The sequence below is a fragment of the Petrotoga miotherma DSM 10691 genome (genome assembly GCF_002895605.1).
Lineage (GTDB): Bacteria > Thermotogota > Thermotogae > Petrotogales > Petrotogaceae > Petrotoga > Petrotoga miotherma.
In genome coordinates, this window is sequence record NZ_AZRM01000011.1 from 47,148 (window position 1) to 67,033 (window position 19,886).

Annotated in this window: 17 protein-coding genes; 9 read left to right on the forward strand and 8 right to left on the reverse strand. The window is 32.3% G+C overall.

The window, feature by feature from the left end:
• Positions 1–14 precede the first annotated feature (14 nt).
• Positions 15–1,304 (reverse strand): ABC transporter substrate-binding protein, encoded by a 1,290-nt coding sequence (locus tag X928_RS02440; protein WP_103078325.1) that lies wholly within the window; start codon positions 1,302–1,304, stop codon positions 15–17.
• A 476-nt stretch (positions 1,305–1,780) separates the two neighbouring features.
• Between X928_RS02440 and X928_RS02445 the strand changes: the two genes are divergently transcribed.
• The 9 genes from X928_RS02445 to rny all read left to right on the forward strand — a co-directional run bounded on the left by X928_RS02445 (position 1,781) and on the right by rny (position 12,286).
• Positions 1,781–2,329: a macro domain-containing protein gene (locus tag X928_RS02445; protein ID WP_103078326.1), complete on the forward strand. Its 549-nt coding sequence runs from the start codon at positions 1,781–1,783 to the stop codon at positions 2,327–2,329.
• Between the two features lie 4 nt (positions 2,330–2,333).
• A complete protein-coding gene (locus X928_RS02450) occupies positions 2,334–3,665 on the forward strand; it encodes a phenylacetate--CoA ligase family protein (RefSeq protein ID WP_103078327.1) in 1,332 nt (443 codons plus the stop codon).
• A 28-nt stretch (positions 3,666–3,693) separates the two neighbouring features.
• Positions 3,694–6,384, forward strand: a complete 2,691-nt coding sequence (polA, locus tag X928_RS02455) for a DNA polymerase I (protein WP_103078328.1) — start codon at positions 3,694–3,696, stop codon at positions 6,382–6,384.
• A gap of 353 nt (positions 6,385–6,737) precedes the next feature.
• The gene (rimO, locus tag X928_RS02460; protein WP_103078329.1) at positions 6,738–8,075 is read left to right on the forward strand and encodes a 30S ribosomal protein S12 methylthiotransferase RimO; all 1,338 of its coding nucleotides are present in this window, start codon (positions 6,738–6,740) and stop codon (positions 8,073–8,075) included.
• Positions 8,044–8,553, forward strand: coding sequence for a CDP-diacylglycerol--glycerol-3-phosphate 3-phosphatidyltransferase (gene pgsA, locus X928_RS02465; RefSeq protein ID WP_103078330.1), 510 nt, complete (start codon positions 8,044–8,046; stop codon positions 8,551–8,553). Before rimO ends, pgsA begins: the two co-directional genes overlap by 32 nt.
• A 21-nt stretch (positions 8,554–8,574) precedes the next feature.
• Positions 8,575–9,183: an RNA 2',3'-cyclic phosphodiesterase gene (gene thpR, locus X928_RS02470; RefSeq protein ID WP_103078331.1), complete on the forward strand. Its 609-nt coding sequence runs from the start codon at positions 8,575–8,577 to the stop codon at positions 9,181–9,183.
• A complete protein-coding gene (gene recA, locus X928_RS02475) occupies positions 9,176–10,282 on the forward strand; it encodes a recombinase RecA (RefSeq protein ID WP_103078332.1) in 1,107 nt (368 codons plus the stop codon). Before thpR ends, recA begins: the two co-directional genes overlap by 8 nt.
• Positions 10,260–10,730, forward strand: coding sequence for a regulatory protein RecX (locus X928_RS02480; protein ID WP_103078333.1), 471 nt, complete (start codon positions 10,260–10,262; stop codon positions 10,728–10,730). Before recA ends, X928_RS02480 begins: the two co-directional genes overlap by 23 nt.
• Positions 10,731–10,738: 8 nt before the next feature.
• Positions 10,739–12,286 (forward strand): ribonuclease Y, encoded by a 1,548-nt coding sequence (gene rny / locus X928_RS02485; RefSeq protein ID WP_169926277.1) that lies wholly within the window; start codon positions 10,739–10,741, stop codon positions 12,284–12,286.
• Positions 12,287–12,317: 31 nt separating this feature from the next.
• Here rny and X928_RS02490 read toward each other — a convergent pair whose 3' ends face one another.
• The 7 genes from X928_RS02490 to X928_RS02520 form a co-directional block, all read right to left on the reverse strand.
• Positions 12,318–15,437 (reverse strand): AAA family ATPase, encoded by a 3,120-nt coding sequence (locus tag X928_RS02490; RefSeq protein WP_103078335.1) that lies wholly within the window; start codon positions 15,435–15,437, stop codon positions 12,318–12,320.
• Positions 15,434–16,558 carry an exonuclease SbcCD subunit D gene (locus X928_RS02495; protein ID WP_103078336.1) on the reverse strand — a complete coding sequence of 375 codons (1,125 nt, stop codon included), beginning with the start codon at positions 16,556–16,558 and terminating at the stop codon, positions 15,434–15,436. Before X928_RS02495 ends, X928_RS02490 begins: the two co-directional genes overlap by 4 nt.
• Before the next feature lie 59 nt (positions 16,559–16,617).
• Complete coding sequence (locus X928_RS02500; protein ID WP_103078337.1) at positions 16,618–17,124, reverse strand: ferritin-like domain-containing protein; 507 nt, start codon at positions 17,122–17,124, stop codon at positions 16,618–16,620.
• Positions 17,125–17,214: 90 nt separating this feature from the next.
• Positions 17,215–17,802: a hypothetical protein gene (locus tag X928_RS02505; RefSeq protein WP_103078338.1), complete on the reverse strand. Its 588-nt coding sequence runs from the start codon at positions 17,800–17,802 to the stop codon at positions 17,215–17,217.
• Between the two features lie 31 nt (positions 17,803–17,833).
• Positions 17,834–18,736: a cation diffusion facilitator family transporter gene (locus tag X928_RS02510; RefSeq protein ID WP_103078339.1), complete on the reverse strand. Its 903-nt coding sequence runs from the start codon at positions 18,734–18,736 to the stop codon at positions 17,834–17,836.
• Positions 18,737–18,747: 11 nt separating this feature from the next.
• The gene (locus tag X928_RS02515; RefSeq protein ID WP_103078340.1) at positions 18,748–19,272 is read right to left on the reverse strand and encodes a methyltransferase domain-containing protein; all 525 of its coding nucleotides are present in this window, start codon (positions 19,270–19,272) and stop codon (positions 18,748–18,750) included.
• Positions 19,273–19,308: 36 nt separating this feature from the next.
• Entirely contained in the window at positions 19,309–19,803 is a 495-nt protein-coding gene (locus tag X928_RS02520; RefSeq protein WP_103078341.1) for an adenosine-specific kinase, read from the reverse strand.
• Positions 19,804–19,886 lie beyond the last annotated feature (83 nt).

Genomic DNA, 19,886 nt, shown 5'->3' on the forward strand with positions numbered 1-19,886 from the left:
TAGCTAATACGCTTTTAATCACTTAATAATCTTTCGGCTTCTTCTTGTGCCCATTGAGCGGTTTGTTGTGGTGTCCAATCGTTTGCAAACATCCTATTGATTGCTCTACCAATTACAAAGTTACCAGATAGGATACTCATTTCCTCAATGATTTCTCCTTCCATGAACTCAAATCTTTCAACAGTATCTAATGCAGAAATAATCGTAGTTATTTGATCTTTCCCATATCTTTCTAAAACAGGATTATCTAAAAATTCGTCCATCTGTGCTATAGAACTTCTTGTTGGATTCATTCCACCAGGTGCCATGTGCAACCAGTAGATGTAATTGCTACCACTCATGAGAAATTTTACCCATTGTTCTGCAGCATCTTTGTTATCGGATGTGTTAAGTATACCCAATCCAACAACTTCTCCAAATGAAGAAGGTCTTATGTTAACCATAAAATTTGCAAACCCTGTATTTTCAACAAGTTTAGGATCAAAGTGTTCTACTCGATTTTTTTGAACCTCTTCCACCGCAATATCGTCCATTATATAAGTGGAATAAAATACCATAGCGGCTTCATTATTCAAATAACCATTTAATGCCTCGGGAACAGCCGTAAAACCAGGCCTGGAATATTTTCCCAGTTCTTTATAAAATCTAAATGATTCGATCATCTCGGGAGTATTGAAAAGAATATTTCCATCTTTATCAATTGGTCTTGCACCATTTGAAAGAGCAATTTGAGAAAAGACCTGTTCCGTATAAGCGTCAGCTTTCTTAGGCAATATTAAACCATAGAAACCATTAGCAGGATCGTTTAACGCTTTAGCAGCTGTAAGTATATTATACCAAGACGTTGGAGCTCCTAGGTCTCTTTCTTCAAACAAATTCGCCTTATACCAAATCCCTTGAACCCAAGCATGGAAAGGTACGCCATAATATCCTCCATCTGGTGCCTGCATCAATCTTGAAACGCCTTCATAAACATCACCAAAATCCTCGATGATCTTTGCATTCAGTTCTGTATCCATAAAACCTTGGCTTCCCAACAACAGTATAGGAGAAATGCCACCTTCCACAACGTCTGGTAAGGTTCCAGCCTGAACTGCTCTTGGAATCTGTTCTAGGATCTCATTTTCCTCAATAGGTACTAAATTAACGGTTATACCCGTTTGTGCCTCAAAAATCTGTGCTAAGGCTCTAATCCTTTGCTGCCTGTCTGTTTCTACCTGAGTGTGCCAAAACGTAATCGTTTGAGTGAACACCATCGCACTAACAAGCACTGCTAAAATAACCACTGTAAGTTTCTTCACCATACACACCTCCCCTAATTTTGGTATTAATTACTACTAAAAAATTTTTCCAAAAATACAAAATAAAAAGAAAATTTTCATTTTTATTATACAGAAAAAAATATTATTTTCAAAATCTGATTATTCGTGATTACGATTGATTATAGGCGGTTATTTGTGATTATTATCAAAAATCTCTTATTTTCTCATTATTCGATTTTAATTTGGGGTAGTCTACTAACTTTTGATATAATAAAAGAAACATTAACTATAATGGTTGAAAAGACTCTTTAATCCTTATGGGTGGGGAGCGTTTGCTGCAGTATGCAAACTATGTTTTTTGCAGTCTTGTGCAAAAAGCTTTTTGATGATAAACTTTGCTTCTGAACTTGGGGATCTTAAGGGGTTTACCCCTTAACGTATGGGTGAATAGACGCTAACACAAGTTTTAGAGTTACTAAAGACAATACAAATTTAATCTTTTTAGGAGGCGTTAATGCATGAACAAAATTATAAAAGAAATAAAAGTCGATAACGTTGAAATTAAATTGGTATCTGGTGATATAACTATCGAAGAAACAGACGCCATTGTAAATGCTGCTAATTCACATTTGCAACATGGTGGTGGAGTAGCCGGAGTAATATCAAGAAAAGGAGGACCAGATATTCAAAAAGAATCGAACGAATACATTAAAAAATACGGTAAAGTCGAAACGGGAAAAGTTGCTGTTACAACTGGAGGAAAACTAAAATGCAAATACATAATTCACGCCGTTGGGCCTATTTGGAGAGGAGGCAGTCAAAAAGAAGAAAAGTTATTGTACGATGCCGTGTTCAATTCTTTGAAAAAAGCAGAAGAATTAAAATTAAATTCAATAGCTTTGCCTGCAATAAGTGCTGGTATATACGGTTATCCAATAGAAAAAGCGGTTCCAGTTTACAAAAAAGCAGTCTATGATTTTATAAATACCAATCCACAATTTTTAAAGGAAATCAGATTTGTAATATATGGCGAAGACCACTTGGATTATTTTTTGAAAGAATTTTGAGAATATGAGTTTTCTAAGAACAGTTTACTATTATTACTCTCTACGTAAAAATCTTAATTGTTCAAGAAAAAAGATATTAGAATTAAGAGAAAAGAAATTTAGAAAGATATTAAAATATGCCTATAGAAAAATACCTTTTTATAAAGATTTTTATGGATCTTACGGAATAAAAGAAAACATGCTGAAAGAGATTCCCATAAACGAATTACCAATGATCAATAAAAACCTTATAATTGATGATTTTAATAAGTTCTTTAAAGATAACCAAATTACTAAAAGCAAAGTGGAAAACTTTTTAAAAAATAATCCGAATCCAACTTCTTTACTTTTTAACAAGTATCATGTAATACACAGTTCTGGAACAACCGGAATGGTTGGATATTATTTGTATAGTGAAAGAGAATGGGATTTCATTAAAGCTATTTCAACAAGGATGTTTTCAAATTTTACTCTCAAAAGAAAGAAATATGCCTTTATAGGCGCAGTTGATGGACATTATGCTGCCATAAGTTTGTTCCTCTCTCCACTAAATCAACCTGAGAAGTTTTTCTATAAAGATTACATGGTAATGGATATAAACAAACCTATCAAAACCTACTTAAAAAAGCTTAACGATTTTCAACCTGATAATCTCACAGGGTATCCCTTTGGAATAAGATCTTTGGCTCAGTTTCAAAATGAAGGTCTTTTGAATATTCACCCAGAAGTGATAGTTTGTGGAGGAGAACCTTTATTAAAAAATGTGAAACAGTTTTTAAAAGAGATTTGGAAGGATGCTGAAATAGTGGATAGTTATGCAACTTCTGAGTCATTGGCGATGGGTGTTTCTAGGGAAGATTTAAAAGGTATGTACATATACGATGATGCAGTTTACATTGAAATCAAAGAGGATAGAACAATTTTGACAAACTTGTACAATTACACCCAACCTATAATAAGGTATGAATTAACAGATATCCTAAAAAAATCAAAAAATAACGAAAGGAAATGGCCCTTTACAAAGATTGAACAAGTTATTGGAAGAAATGAGTTAATTCCATTTTTTATAAATGAAAACGGTGAAAAAGACTTCATTCATTCAATCGTTATAGCTGAATTTTTTGTTAAAGGAGTGACTAAGTTTCAATTCGTTCAAAAGAATCAATCATTTTTTGTCTTTAAAATAGTCGTTTCACAAAAAGAATATTCAGATAAAATCGTAGAAGAAGTTAGAAATAAACTTACCGATATCCTAGAGAAGAAAAAAATGAAAAACGTCAATTTTGATGTAAAAATCGTGGAAGATATCAAGCCAGATGAAAAGACCGGAAAATATAAATTAATTTTAATTGAGTGAAAAATCAAAAGAAAAGAAGGTGTTTCACATGGCAAATTTATACTTAATAGACGGCTCAGGAATAGCATATAGAGCTTTTTTTGCGCTGGGGGACTGGATGAGCACTTCGGATGGTTTGCCGACAAACGCTATCTACGGAGTAGCTCGAATGCTTCTAAAGTTACTCAAAGAATACGTTAAAAAAGGCGAAGATTCAATAATATTTGTTATGGACAAAAAAACCACTACTTATAGAAATGAATTGCTAAAAACCTATAAGGCCCAAAGACCGGAAACACCCGAAAAATATATACAACAGATCCCGTACATATACGAAATGGTGGAAAAATTAGGTATAAAATTAGTGGCTATGGATAATTACGAAGCCGACGATGTTATAGCCACGATAGTGTCAAAAAAGAAAAGAAACTATGAGAAGGTTTATATAATCACCTCGGATAAAGATATGATGCAGCTTGTTAAGGATAATGTATATATTTTGAGGCCAGAAAAAGGAATAACAGAAATGGTTTTCTACGATGCACACCAAGTAGAAAAAAAGATGGGGGTTCCTCCAGAACAAATAGCTGATTTACTGGCTTTGATGGGGGATAGTTCTGACAACATCCCAGGAGTAAAAGGCATTGGAATAAAAACAGCCCAAAAATTGTTGCAAGATTACAAGGATTTAGATGATTTGTATCAACATTTGGATGAAATAAAAGGATCTACAAAAAACAAACTAAAAAACGAAAAGGAAACCGCATATCTGAGTAAAAAATTAGTCCAATTGTTGGTAGATGCACCGATAGATGAAATATTTGAAGATAAAGAAATTATATATCAAGGATTCAAAGACGACCTACGAGATTTTCTCAAAAAGTTGGAGTTTAATTCAATATTAAAAGAGTTAGATGTACCTGACACATCTAGTAACTCCTCTAAAATGGTAATGAAAACAAAAACAGAAAAAAAAGATTATTCATCAAAAGGTAAGTATTACGAATATAACGCACACGACTACAAAAAACTATTAAAAACCTTAAAGAAATATGAAATAATATCTTTTGACCTTGAAACTTCTTCTCTTGATCCATATCAAGCAGATATAGTGGGAATCGCTTTAAGCTGGAACCCATTTGAAGGATATTTTTTGTATCTGTACAAAGAAAAAGACAGGTGGGAAATAACAAAGGAGATAGTCAATCTTTTAAACAATAAAAAGGTCATTGGCCAAAATTTAAAATACGATATAACGGTTTTGAAAGTAAATGGAATTGAATTAAACAAAGTATATTTTGACAGTATGATAGCTGCTTATTTGTTGAATCCGGATAGCAGAAGGTTCAATATGGATGATCTCGCCAAAGAATATTTGGATTATAAAACAACTAAATATAAAGAAGTTATGGGAAAAGATATCAAACTGTTAACCCTTGGAGATATCGATAAGAAAAAAGTTGTTGAGTACGCAGCAGAAGACGCGGATATTGCATATCGACTATTTGAAGTATTAATGCCCAAACTAGAAGAATTTGAACTAAATGAATTGTTTGAAAAAATTGAAGTGTCAACTATAAATGTTTTATCAGAAATGGAAATGAATGGTGTGTATTTTGATTTAAAAGAACTTAAAAAATTGGAAGAGGAATACGACAAGAAGCTGAATTCGCTAATGAATGAAATGAAAAAAATTGTCGGTTATGACTTCAATCCAAACTCGCCAAAACAAGTTAGAGAATTACTTTTTGAAAACTTAGGATTGAAGGGAAAAAGAAAAACTAAGAGCGGATCATATTCAACAGATGCAGATTCTTTAGAAGCCCTAAGAGATGAACATCCAATAATAGAAAAACTCTTAGAATACAGGAAATACCAAAAACTTCTCTCTACATACATAATCGCTATACCAAAATTAGTTAACAAAAAAACTGGAAGGGTTCACACATCTTTCAACCAAACGGGAACAGCTACCGGCAGATTAAGTAGCAGCGATCCCAATCTTCAAAATCTTCCTATACGGGAAGAAGATGGAGAAAGAATAAGAAGCGCCGTCAAGGCACAAAGAGATGATTATGTACTACTGAGTGCTGATTATTCTCAAATTGAATTGAGGGTTTTAGCTCATCTAACTAACGATGAAACTTTAATAAATGCTTTTAACAAAGGTGAAGACATACATGCTTTAACCGCAGCTGCAATATTCGGTGTAAAAATCGATGATGTTGACTACAACATGAGAAGGGTGGGAAAGGTAGTTAATTTCTCTCTCGTGTATGGATCATCTCCATATGGGTTAGCCGAGAATTTAAAAATACCTGTAGAAGATGCAAAAGATTTTATGAACAGATACTTTAAAACTTACCAAAAAGTCAAAGAATATCAAGAATCAAGCCTAAAGGTTGCAACACAAAAAGGTTATGTTGAAACAATATTTGGAAGGAAAAGATTTTTGAAAAACATAACAACAGGTAAATCAGAGTTGAAACGAATAGTCATAAATACCCCTATCCAAGGTAGTGCAGCGGATATCATGAAATTGGCTATGATCAATTTATACAAAAAACTCCCAAAAGAAGCGAAATTGATACTTCAGGTACACGACGAAGTTGTAATAGAATTACCTAAAGAAATCGTAGAAGAAACCAAAAAAACGGTTCAAGATTGTATGGAAAATGCTGTTAAATTGAAAATACCTTTAAAAGTTGATATTAGTGTCGGTAAAAATTGGCAAAAATGATAATTATAAATATGTATAACTAAATTATTAAAATTTTTTCATTTTTTAAAGAAAATCTGATATAATCTAAATAACTAATTAGACATTTATAGATATAAAGAAAGTGCGGAAAGCGGGACGCCGATTGTGGTCAGGTTACAGAATGAAGGAGTAAAGTCCCCTTTTCCTTATGGGTGAGCTGCAGAGTCCAAGGGACATTCGGTCCCTTCCTTAGATGGGCGGGCTGCGGGGTGAAGGGGTAAAACCCTTTTTCCTTATGGGCGGGCTGCGGGGTGAAGGGGCGCTATATAATTAGATCTATATAATTAGATTTTAAAGGCAGTATATTATAATAAAATCATCGGAGGAATCAAATGAAAAAGTTTCACATAGTAAAATTAGGCTGTCCAAAAAATGATGCAGATATGGAAATATTCAAAGGATTACTTCAAAACAAAGGATACAAATACGAGAGTAATCCTCAAATTGCTGATTATATATTCATAGATACATGTGGTTTCATTGAAGAAGCTAAAAAAGAAAGCATCGAAACCATATTTGAATATATATCCCTAAAAGATAATAACAAAAATCTAAAAGTTATACCAATAGGTTGCCTAATTCAAAGGTATTTCACTGAGTTTCTTAAAGATATCCCTGAAATAGATGGATTATATGGTGTGTTGTCCCCAAAAACCATAGTTGAAAAAATTGAAAATGGTGATTATTTTTTTAAAAATGATATTCCTGAAACTCTTTATGATTGTAAAATTAGAGCGATTCCAGTCTCACACTACGCATATGTAAAAATTGGGGATGGGTGTAGTAGAAATTGTGCCTTTTGTTCTATACCCACGTTCAAAGGAAAGCCGAAAAGTAGAAGTATCGAAGAAATAAATGAAGAAGTAGAATTTTTGGTATCCAAAGGTGTAAAGGAAATCATTCTCGTATCCCAAGATAATACCTTGTACGGCATAGACAATTACAAAAAGCAGGCATTACCTGATTTACTAGACAAACTTAACAATATAAAAGGAAAATTTTGGATCAGGGTCATGTATTTACATCCGGATTTTTTAAGTGAAGAAATCATAGAAAGCATACACAGAAATGAAAAAGTATTAAATTATTTCGATATTCCAATTCAACATATCTCTGATAAAATTTTGCAAAGTATGGGTAGGCATAAGAAAAGAAATGAATTAACAAAACTATTTGAGAAAATTAGAAAAGATCCATCCGCCATAAGAACAACGTTAATGGTAGGGTTCCCTGGAGAAAAAACAGCGGATTTTGAAGAGTTAGTAGATTTTGTAAAAGAGGTAAAATTTGAAAGAATGGGCAGTTTTAAATTTTCAAAAGAAGAAAATACAAAGTCATTCACATTACCAGAACAAATTGATGAACAAATTAAAAAACAAAGGCAAAATGAACTAATGGCAGTTCAAAGTGAAATTTCTAAAAATGTCATGGAAAAATATATAGGTGAATCTTTAGAAGTTCTTTTGGAAGAAAAAGAAGACAACGTTTTTATCGGAAGAAGCTATTTAGACGCCCCGGATATTGATGGGAATGTGTACATAAAAAACTACGGTGATAAAGAACTATCTTTAGGGGAATTCGTCAAAGTAAGAATCACTGGATCATACGAATATGATCTGGAAGGAGAAGTCGCTGAATATGAACATACCAAATTTGTTGAGCTTTTCTAGGATAATCCTCGCCATTCCAATATTTATTTTAACTGTTTTTGGAGAATCATTTTATATCGTAGCCTTGGTCCTATTTATTATAGCTTCTTTAACAGATTGGTTAGACGGATATGTCGCCAGAAAGACTGGTCAAGTTACCGATATCGGCAAATTTTTTGACCAAATATCTGACAAAATACTTATAAACTCGGTTTTTATTGCGATGTTGGGTGTAGGGGTTTTGCCTGCTTGGTTTGTTGCAATAATTGTATCAAGAGATACTTTTGTGAGCGGTTTAAGAATGGCAGCTGCAAATAAAAATATTGTTGTCCCTGCCGATAAATTTGGTAAACTAAAAACCGTCTTAGAAATCGCTTTAATCATTGTAATATACTTGATGCTTTGGAATTTTCTAGTTAGTACGTTGATCTATTTAACCGTTATAATCAGTCTATTATCGGGAGTAAATTATACTGTCAAAACCGCTAAGCAATTTTAAAAAAGAAAGGGGTCCTAGTATATGACACAGCTAAAAAATGTAAATAATTACAATACCGATAAATTAAGGTCTTTCATCGCCATCGAAACCAATGAAAAATTAGAGAGATTATTGACTGATTTAATCGAAAGGTTTCAAAGGATGGGATTTAAAGCAAATTGGACAAAAGCAAAAAATGTCCATTTAACCTTGTTTTTCTTAGGGGATCAAAAAATGGAAAAGTTAGCCCAGTTAGCTTATAAAGTTGGTGAAAGAGTATCAGGATTTCCTACTTTTCATTTTAATATCCATAAAATGGGATTCTTTGAAAACAATTCTCAACCAAAGGTGTTATGGTTAGGAATAGAAGAAGATCATACCTTAATTGGTCTGTATGAAGAAATAAAGAAGGTACTAAAATTTTCAGAATTAGAAGTTAAAGATACCAACTTTTTACCTCATATTACCGTAGGAAGAGTTAAATCGTTCCCTAACCATTGGAAAGAACTAATTAATTCTGTAACTTTTGATCAAATCCAAGTATACGTAAATTCTATCGGGATATACTCTTCTGAACTCACAAGGAGAGGCCCAATATATAAAAAACTTTACACTGTTGACTTTGAAGGAGGCGTCATCATTAATGGCTAAAAATGATTCTAAAGATACAAATAAAGAAGAATTGTTAGAAAAGCTTGTTAAAGAATTAGAAAAAAATCATGGAACAGGATCGGTCATGATAATGGGTAAGGGATTGGATAATAGCAATATATCCGTTGTCCCAAGTGGATGTTTATCTCTAGACATAGCTTTGGGTGTTGGCGGATATCCAAGGGGAAGAATTGTAGAAATATTCGGAAACGAATCATCTGGTAAAACTACGCTAGCTCTTCATTCCTTAGCGGAAGTCCAAAAATTGAACGGTATAGCTGCATTTGTTGATGCTGAACATGCTTTAGATGTTGAATATGCTAAAAAGTTAGGTGTAGATGTCGACAAATTGATAGTTTCGCAACCGGATTATGGTGAACAAGCCCTTGAAATTGTAGATTCTTTAATCAGATCTAACATAGTAGACTTAATAGTGGTAGACTCTGTAGCTGCTTTGGTACCAAAAGCAGAAATAGAAGGAGCTATGGGAGACTCTCACATGGGACTTCAAGCAAGGCTAATGTCTCAAGCCCTAAGAAAACTAGCTGGTAGTATAAGTAAATCCAAATCTATAGTAATATTTATAAACCAGGTAAGGATGAAAATAGGTGTAGTGTATGGTAACCCAGAAACCACTACGGGAGGAATTGCACTAAAATTTTATTCTACGATAAGGGTAGAGGTAAGAAAAGGTAGCGCAATAAGAGAAGGGAAAGATCAGATAGGAAATGAAACAACCTTAAAAGTTGTAAAAAATAAGGTTGCGCCACCTTTCAAACAGGCAAATGTAGACATGATCTTTGGACGGGGTGTCGCAAAAGAAAACGATATCTTTAATCTAGCAGTAGAAGAAGATCTAATTCAAAGAAAAGGTGCTTGGTTCTCTTATATCAACGAAGATGGTGAAGAAGTTAGTTTAGGACAGGGTAAAACCAATTCAATTAGCTATCTCATGGAAAATCCTGAAATACTTGATTATTTAGAATATACGATTCGCAAGAAGCACAATTTAATTATTCCCGATTATCTAATAGAAAAGTTCGAATCTAAATCGTCAAAGAACAAAAAAGAGAAAAATGAAGAAGCACAAAAAAATTAATCCTAAAGATGAAAAAGCGGCTGAAAAATCTGCATTGAATTTAATAAAGTATCGTGCCAGATCAGAAAAAGAACTCTCAAACCGTCTAAAAGAAAAAGGCTTTGATGAAGAAGTTATTGGCAAAGTGATAGAAAAATGCAAGAAGAGCGGTTTGATAGATGACAAACTTTTTGCATATTTATATGCATATGACAAGTTAACTCTAGACAAAAAAGGCCCCATGTTTATACAACATGAATTAAAACGGTTGGGAGTTGATGAAAGTTTGATTTTCGAGACCCTAGAGAAAGTTAAAAACGAAGTAGATATAAATGCAATTGCTTTAGAATTGGCAAAAAATTATTATGACAAAAAACAAGACACTCTCAAAACTAAAGCTTACTTGTATAGAAGAGGTTTTGAGCCAGACATTATAAACTGTGTTATTGAAAACTTAAGAGGTGATTAAAATTGGAAATTCTGGTATATATAATTATAGGAATAGCTATATTTATCTTATCAGTGCTTGTTGGAATTAATATTGGAAACAAAAGGGTTATTTCTACACTAAAAACAAAAAAAGAAGAATTGGAAGTTGAAATAAAAAACAAACAAAAAGAAATAGATAAAATATTAAAAAAAGCAGAAGAAGAAGCTAAGGCATTAAAACAAAAAGAATTACTAGAGGCAAAAGAAGAGATACATAAACTTAGACAACAATTTGATTTAGAAGCAAGGCAACAAAGAGAAGAGCTTAAAACCAACGAAGAAAGATTAATAAGAAAAGAAGAAAGCTTAGCAAAAAAAGAAGAGAATTTAGAAAAACTAAAAGAAAAATTGGAAGTTCAACACGAAAATGTCCAAAAATTAGAGAAAGAATTAGAGACGAAATTAAATGAAATCGCAAAAATGACCGAAGAAGAAGCACGTCAGATAGTAATAAACGAAGCAAAAGATAAATACGAAAAAGAAATTGCTCAAAAGTTCAAAGAAATAAAAGATTATTACGAAGATGAATCAAAAAAATATGCCAGATGGGTTATCACTACTGCAATTCAAAGATATGCATCAGATGTCACCAACGAAATCACAACGTCAACCGTATCTTTGCCTACAGATGACATGAAAGGAAGAATAATTGGTAGAGAGGGAAGAAACATCAGAACGTTTGAAAAACTCACAGGTGCTGATTTGATAATTGATGATACACCAGAAATAGTTGTTGTATCCTCGTTCAATCCATTACGAAGGGAAATAGCAAAAAGAACACTTGAAATGCTTGTAGCCGATGGAAGAATACATCCTGCTAGAATAGAAGAACTCTATGAAAAATCAAAAAATGAAACTCAAGAATATATAAAGGAAGTAGGAAAAGAAGCGGTAATGAGAGTAGGTATAAAACAGCCGAACATTGAAATAATCAAACTTCTAGGTAGGTTAAAATTTAGAACCAGTTATGGACAAGATGTATTGGAACATTCAATAGAGGTATCTCAATTTGCTGGAATGATGGCAAGTGAATTAGGATTAAACGTTGAACTAGCTAAAAGAGCGGCTCTATTTCATGATTTAGGAAAAGCTGTTGATCATGAAGTTGAAGGATCACATGCTATTGTTGGAGGACAAATTGCTAAGAGATACGGAGAAAAATTGGAAGTAGTTAATGCGATACAATATCACCACAACGAAGTTGACCCGATGACACCTGAAGCTGTTTTGGTTGCTGCAAGTGATGCTCTGTCGGCTTCTAGACCCGGTGCACGTAAAGAAACTTTGGAAAATTACATTCGAAGGATCGAACAACTTGAGGAAATTGCAAAATCATTTAGATACGTTGATAAAGCCTACGCAATACAGGCAGGAAGAGAATTGAGAATAATCGTTCAACCAGATAAAGTTGAAGATGAAGTCGCAGAAAAATTGGCACACGATATATCTGTTCAAATAGAGGAAAAGGTTCAATATCCTGGAGTAATCAAAGTAACCGTAATTAGAGAAAAAAGAAGTATATCTTATGCAAGTTAGTAAAAGACGCCCTTTAAAGGCGTCTTTTTTTTTAAAACTTTATATAGCTGCCAGTTTTTCCTGGTATTACCTCGATTTTTGAATTAATTCTTTCTTTCAATTCACTTACATGAGATATTATGCCCACCATTCTTCCAGAGCTATTTAACTCTGTTAATACTTCGATTGCACTATCAAGAGAGTTTGTGTCAAGGCTGCCGAATCCTTCGTCTATAAAAATCGTATCTAAAGAGATACCACCAGCTTCGCTTTGCACCACATCGGCTAATCCTAAAGCAAGAGCTAGTGCAGCTTTAAAACTTTCTCCTCCTGAAAGTGTTTTTATTTCTCTTTCTTTTCCAGTGTAGATATCAAAAACCATGATTTCTAAACCTTCACTCTTTCTTGCATCAAGTACTTTAGAAGATCTATGCAACTGATATCTGCCATCTGTTAATTTGTTCAATCTTAGATTCGCTTGAGCTAATATTTCTTCGAAATAATATGCTAGTACATATTTACTAAGGCTGATTCTTGTGTTGTTGTCACCTTTACTGACATCTCTTAAGTTCTTTATAGTTGAGTATTCCTTTTCTTGTTTTTCTATTTCTTTTATCACAGTTTCTAAATTAGTTTTTGTTTTTTTCAAATGTTTTATTTCATATTCTAAATTTGATTCGTTTTTTATTAATTCTTCAATTTCCTTTTGTAATTGCACTATTTCATTATTTAAAGGTGTTTCCTCAATCATTTTTAGGTTTTTAGTGGATTCTTCTAAGTCAATGAGAAGAGTCTGCTTATTCTTTAATTCTTCTTTATATTTTTGAACTTCTTCTTCTAAACTTTCTATTAAGTTAATTTGTTCTTTTATTCTTTGATATTCTTGTTGGTTCTCAAATCCCATTTTTTCTATCATTTGATCGAATTTTTGTTCAGCATTTTTTACTTGGTCGTCTAATTTAATTATATCTTCGGTTAAAGTTTTTATTGTTCCTTTTGAAGAGTTTATTATTTCTGCGATTCTGTTAGCTTCTTCTCTTTTTTGTTCGTAAGTGTTTTTGATACCTTGGATAAATTTTCTTTTTTCTTGTATTTCGCTTATTATTCCATGTTCGGTTTTGTCCTCTAATTGTTCTTTAAGATCTGTAATTTTAGTTGCTACTTCTATAATTTCTGATTTCGATTCATCTATTATTTTTCTCAACTTTTCTCTTTGTTCTTCTAACTCTCTAATTTCTTCTTTGATCTTTTTATTATCGTTTTTCAGTGATTTGACTTTGTTGTATATTTTTATTTTTTTTTCGTATTCTTGTTTTTGCTGGTCCAATCTGTCTTTAAGCATTTTTATTAAATTTTGTATATGAGTGTGTATATTCTCACTTTCTTGGGGAATTTGTAATTCTTCACAGATTCTTTTATATTCAGATTTAAATAAAGATACCTCTTGTGAATATTTGTTTGATACGTCTTCATAATTTTTTAGTATCGTTGTTTTTTCTTTCTCTTTTTCATTTAATTTTTGATTGATTTCCTTTAGTTCTTTTTCTGTTATTAATTTCCCACTACTTTTGGCAGGAGAGGGGTGAACGAGAGATCCACAAACGGGACACGGTTCTCCTTCTTTTAGATTGGCTGCTAAAGTATATGCCTGTGATTTTATAAAATCGGTAGTCTTTTTGCTTTGTTCTTCTCTTAAGTTTTGTATTTCAATCTCCATTTCTTCTTTTCCTTTTTTTACTTTCTGATAATCCTTGTGTAAGACTACTAATTCTGTGTATTTTTTAGATAATTCCTTGGTTGCAGATAATAATTTTTTATTTGCACTAATTTCGTTTTTAAGTATTTCAACGTTTATATCTTCATTTTCTGATATATATTTTTCGTTTTGTTCCAATTTTTTTTGAGCTTTTGAAAGCTTCTCATCTTTTTCTTGGCTTTCTCTAACCTTTTCATCATAAAGTTCCTTTTTTGTATTGAATTCTTTAATTAGGTTTTTGTACTCAACGTATTTATCTAATTTTTGATTGAGATCTTCAATTTCTTTTTCAACAGCGGATATCTTTTGATATTGCTTTTCAATTTCTGGTAACTTCTCGTCTATTCGTTGTTTTTCTTCCATACTTTCATCTAATATACTTTGTTGATTTTTGAGTTGGTTCTTTTTTTCATTTAATTCTTTCAAATATTCTATGTATCTTTCTTCGTATGGAAGGATTTCTTTTGCCTTTTTTAACCTATTAAGAAGCTCTTCTTTTTCTTGAATATACTCGGAATTTTGTTGGAGTTCTTCGATCTCTTTTTTAAGGGTTTCTTTCTTTTCAATTAGTTCATTTACCTTTTTTATATTTTCAAGGTCTGTGTTTAGTTTTTGTAGTTTGTCTTGTTTTTGAGATTTTTGTTTTTCGGTTTCTTCCTTATAAATCTCTCTTTTTCTAATTTCCTTTGTTAATTGATCAATTAGATTTTCAGGGTCAATATTTTCTTCTTTCAACAATTGATTGTATTCTTCTGATTCAAGGTTTATTGTTTCTAGTATGTTTTTGATTTTTTGCTGTTGGGCCTTTAATCCTTTTTCTATATTTTTAAAAATCTCGTCTATTTTTTGTTCGAAACGCTCATATATACTTATGTCAAATATCTTCTTAAAGATCTCTGCTCTCTCGTTTGAATTGGCTGTTATAAACTTTCTGAATTCTCCTTGTGGAATCATTACTATCTGCTTGAATTGTTCATAGTTCAAACCTAAATATTCTTCTACCTTACTATTTACTTTTTTAACCCCAGTTTCATGTAGTATCAGTTGACCATTTTGATATATCTTTATACTAGCTTGACTATTTTGCTTTGTGGTCCCTTCACCATCTTTTCTTGATCTTTCGTAAGAAGGGGTTCTTGAAATTTCGATTATTTTATCTTTGAATTGAAATTCAAATTCCACGTATGTGTCGGTCTTTTCATCTGCAAAATGAGACCTGGCTATCGCATCTCCTCTTTCGCCCATCGAACCATTTCCGTATAAAGCATAACAGATTGCATCGAAAATAGTAGTTTTTCCTGCACCTGTTGGGCCGGTAATCAAGAATAAAGTATCGTTTCTTAATTTGTTAAAATCTATTTCTTGCTCTTCTAAAAAAGGACCAAAGGCCTGGAATTTTAATTTTATTGGTTTCATTTTTCTTCACCGCTTGCTTTTTGGAGTTCATTGAAAATACTTGCCACTATCTGTTTTTCCTCAAAAGAAAGTTCTTGGTTTTTGACTTCTTGGTAAAACAATTCAAAAAGATCCACGGGGGATATTTTCTTTATATTATAATCTCTTGTTTTTATTTCATCATTTGTTTTTAAATTAGGAAAATCAAGGGATAGAACATTCGGAAATTTTGCTCTCAGTTTGTTTATGGCATCATAAACGGGCTTAGTGTTTTCTAATATTATTTGAAGATAATCATCCGAACTCTCCATTTTCATTACGTCGTCAAAACTTCCTCTTATTACCTTCATATCTTTAGCCCTGTTAAAGCTCAATTTTTCAACTTTTATATTTCCCTTTTCTTTCATTTCTACTAGGTTCATTCCTTTTACATGGTCTGCTTCACTGAATGAGTACTTCAAAAGAGAACCAGAGTAATAAATATTTTTGATCTTTTGAGGTCTGTGAAGATGTCCAAGGGCAACGTAATCAAATTTTTCAAAAATAGAGGGATCAACATATTCGCTTCCTCCAATTGATAGAGGCCTTTCAGATTCGCTATTCAATCCACCCATTATGTATTCGTGGGCTATCAATACGTTTCTTTCTTCTTCATTCACATCGATACTGTCTAAGTAGTGCTTTAAAAGCTGGGTTTTACCCTCAAAATTTATCTCAAATATATCACTGGCTTTTTGAGGATCAACATACGGAAGCATAAAAAAATTAACGGGACCATACTCGTCATTAAAGGTGATTTTTTTGACTTCTTTTTTTAAAGTACCTTCGATATGAAGATTCATGTTAGAGAGTATACCATTCAAGAACTCAAGTCTCTCATCGCTATCGTGATTTCCTGAGATTATAAGTGTGGGAATTTTTAATTCTAGTACAATTTTTGAGAGTAGTTCGTTCAGTAGAATAACCGCCTCTGAAGGTGGGATACCTCTATCGTATAAATCCCCTGCTATCAATAATACATCAGGTGGAGTTTTTGATAAATATGCCAAAAAATTGTCTAAAATATATTTTTGGTCCCAGGTCATATAGTTGGAATATATTATCTTTCCAAGATGCCAATCCGCAGTATGAATGAATTTCATGGTGACCTCCGAATAGTTTAAAAAAGGGATGCAAGTTGCATCCCTTATTTTTCAATTTTTCAATACAATGGTTCGACATCCATATGTTCCCAATAATCTTTGGATAATTTTTGATAGAGTGTATAAATCCTATCTCTATGCTCTTTTTCCCATTCGGCTAGATGAATCAGTATCTTTTTTAACTCTTCATCTTCAACACTTTCAGCAGCTTTGTTATAGAAATTCATGAAATCTTCTTCGATAAGATATGCCATTCTTAATACAGGAATATCGGATTTTACTGCCGTAAAATCACCCTGGTAAGCTATTTCTTGGGCAGCTCTTTTGGAAAAAGTTTTTCCCACATCAGTAGGTTGTGAGAAATGCACATAATCATGACTTTTTACATCTTTTATCAGACTACTTATATAATCTGCGTGACCTTTCTCCATGTTACTTAAATCTTCAAAGGTTTCCTTAACCTGTTGAATCTTAACCGTTTTTGCTTTTGATTCGTAAAATTGCATTCCTTCTAATTCCTTTGATAAAGAATATTCTAATATACCAAGAGCCTTTTTTTCATTCAAAGAAAACACCTCCAACTATTTATTTAGATACTATCTTTAGAAACTTTAATGCTTGATTTAGAAACCCTTTACCACATAGTTAACAACCAACTATTTTGAATGCTCTACATAAATGTAAGGTAAAAGAATATATTCTAAAATAATTGATAAGTAAAGTCCAACAATAGGTATCATTCCCAAAAGAAAAATCACGAGTAAAAGTAGAAATATTTGTAAAAAGTTTTCTCCGTTAAAAACGAAAGAATAACCCTTTTTCAGAGACTCGGTAACTGAAAGTTTGTCAACCACCAATGCACACGGAGAAAAAATCAAGAAAAGGGCTAATATTAATCCTGGGATAACATAAGCTAAAGTTCCGAGAGATATTAGAAAACCTACCACAATAGAAAGCACGATTATTTCCAATAGAAGCTGATTAATTTGAGCGAAACTTTTTTTCAGATCAATTTCTTCCCCTTCTTTATATTGATTAAATAAAATAGTGATCCAAGCGATGAAAAACATCGTACCTATACCTATAATGATAAAAGATACAAAATTAGCAATGGGGCCTATAAATCTTACAGCATCGAAAAGTAAAGTAAGTATAATCCCTATAAAGACTGGTATGAGCATGGCAGGATTTTTACCAACTATTTTAAATGGTTCGGTGAAAACATCACCTAGGTTTATTCTCACGCATATTCCCCCCCTCTAATTTTGAAGACACTCATGTCACTTTTTTTTCTTCCAAACATCTATTTTTTTCAAATTGCAAAGTGGTATGACTGATTTCAAATTCTTCTTTTAAAACTTTGTTTAATTTATCTATACAATCATCCAGCTTATAATTATTTTGGTCAAAACTTTCTTGAAGTCTTATATGGGCTTCCATATATTTGTCTTTTCCATCGGTTGTCCAAATGTGGATATGGTGAACATCTTTTACGAAATCAAACTTTTCCAAATTTGTTTTTATTTTTCCGATTTCAATATCAGTTGGAGTTCCTTGTAGTAATATATTTATAGTATTCTTAAGTAGTGGTATACTTTCTATAAATATATACCCGCTTATCATAAGAGTGAATATAGCATCAACAATGTAAAGTTTTTGATAAATGATCAAAAATGCCCCAATGATTACAAATATAGACGAAATAGTATCGCTAAGGATATGGATAAAAGTGGCTTTGACATTTAAATTTGTTTTTGAATCAGAATGTAATAAATATGCGGTTGTTAGATTTCCTGTTAAACCAATAAAAGCAACTGTTAGCATTATGTTACCTTGTATGATTGATGGATTTGATAATTTATTTATACCTTCAATAAGTAAATAAACAGCGATAACCATTAATATTTCTGTATTTACAAAAGCAGCAAGTGTTTCCACCCTTTTATAACCGTATGTCCTTTTTGAGTCTCGTTTCTTTTTTGATAAAACCCTTGCGATATAACTTATAAGGATTGCAGTAGTATCGTTTAGATTATGTATGGCATCGGATAATAAAGCTAAACTATTCGAAAAGATTCCGCCCAATATCTCTGCAATAGTTATACCAAAATTCAGTATAACAGAAAGAAGGAGTCTAGAATCTAAAGTCCTTTCTTTTTCTTCATGATGTAGATCCATAAAACCATCCTCTATTTTGTTGGCAATTCTCTTGATTCATAAACATAGATGCCATTTTCATATTTAGAATATTTCCAATTTGGGAACGTCCATTGATTTGAAATTACTTTTGCTCCAGGCTTGAGTTCTTTTTTTAATTTATTTTCTAATTTATTCATCGCAAAATCCACTTGAAAAGCCGTTATAATATCGAATTTAGACAAATCTGCTTTCCAGAAGTTTTTCCAATGAATAAACGCCTTTCCTTTTAATCCGGCTCTTCTAATATTTCTCCTTGAAATCAATACTAAAAAAGGGTTTATCTCAAAACCATGAGCTTGTGCACCTTTTTCAGCGAAGGCTATAACAACACGGCCATCTCCCGATCCCAAATCTACCGAGATCTCGTCTCCTTTTATTTCTGCCATATCAACCATTTTTTCGACATCTCTTTTTCTACTTGGATCAAATATAGCACCCTTCAATGAAAAAGGAATTACCCAGAAAAAAAGCAAATATAATATTAATAATGCTAAAATTGTAAAAAATATCCACATGTTTTCCCCTTTATCTTAATAAACTATACAGTGAACTTACCATCTTTTGTACTTTGTTACCTCTCGCAAGAAGTTTTTTCTTTTTTCTCTGTCAGCTTCTTTTTCTACACCTACTGGGGGATATCCATCTATTACTCCTAATATACCCCTTCCCTGATCACTTTCAGTTACAATTATCTGTAGAGGGTTTGCTGTAGCAGCAAAAATATTGAGTACTTCTTGAACATTCAATAGTTGATTTTTGATGTTTATCGGAAAACCATTTTTGATCATTAACACAAAACAATGACCTGCTCCTATCTTTTGAGCGTTATCGATAGCTACTTTAATCAACTCTTCATCGTTCCCGTCGTATCTTACAAGGCGAGGACCAGAGGCTTCGTTGAAAGCTAAGCCAAATTTTAAAGAAGGGTTCGTTGTAACTATACTTTCATAGATATCTTCGACAGTTTTTATGAAATGTGATTGCCCTACTATTATATTCGTATCTTCAGGAACATATAACTGTACAACATCGAGATTTAAATCCATCTTTCGCCTCCTGATTATTTTTTTGAAAATATTAGATTTAAAAATTCTAAAAATTTATTTATAGCGCCCCTTCGCCCCGCTCC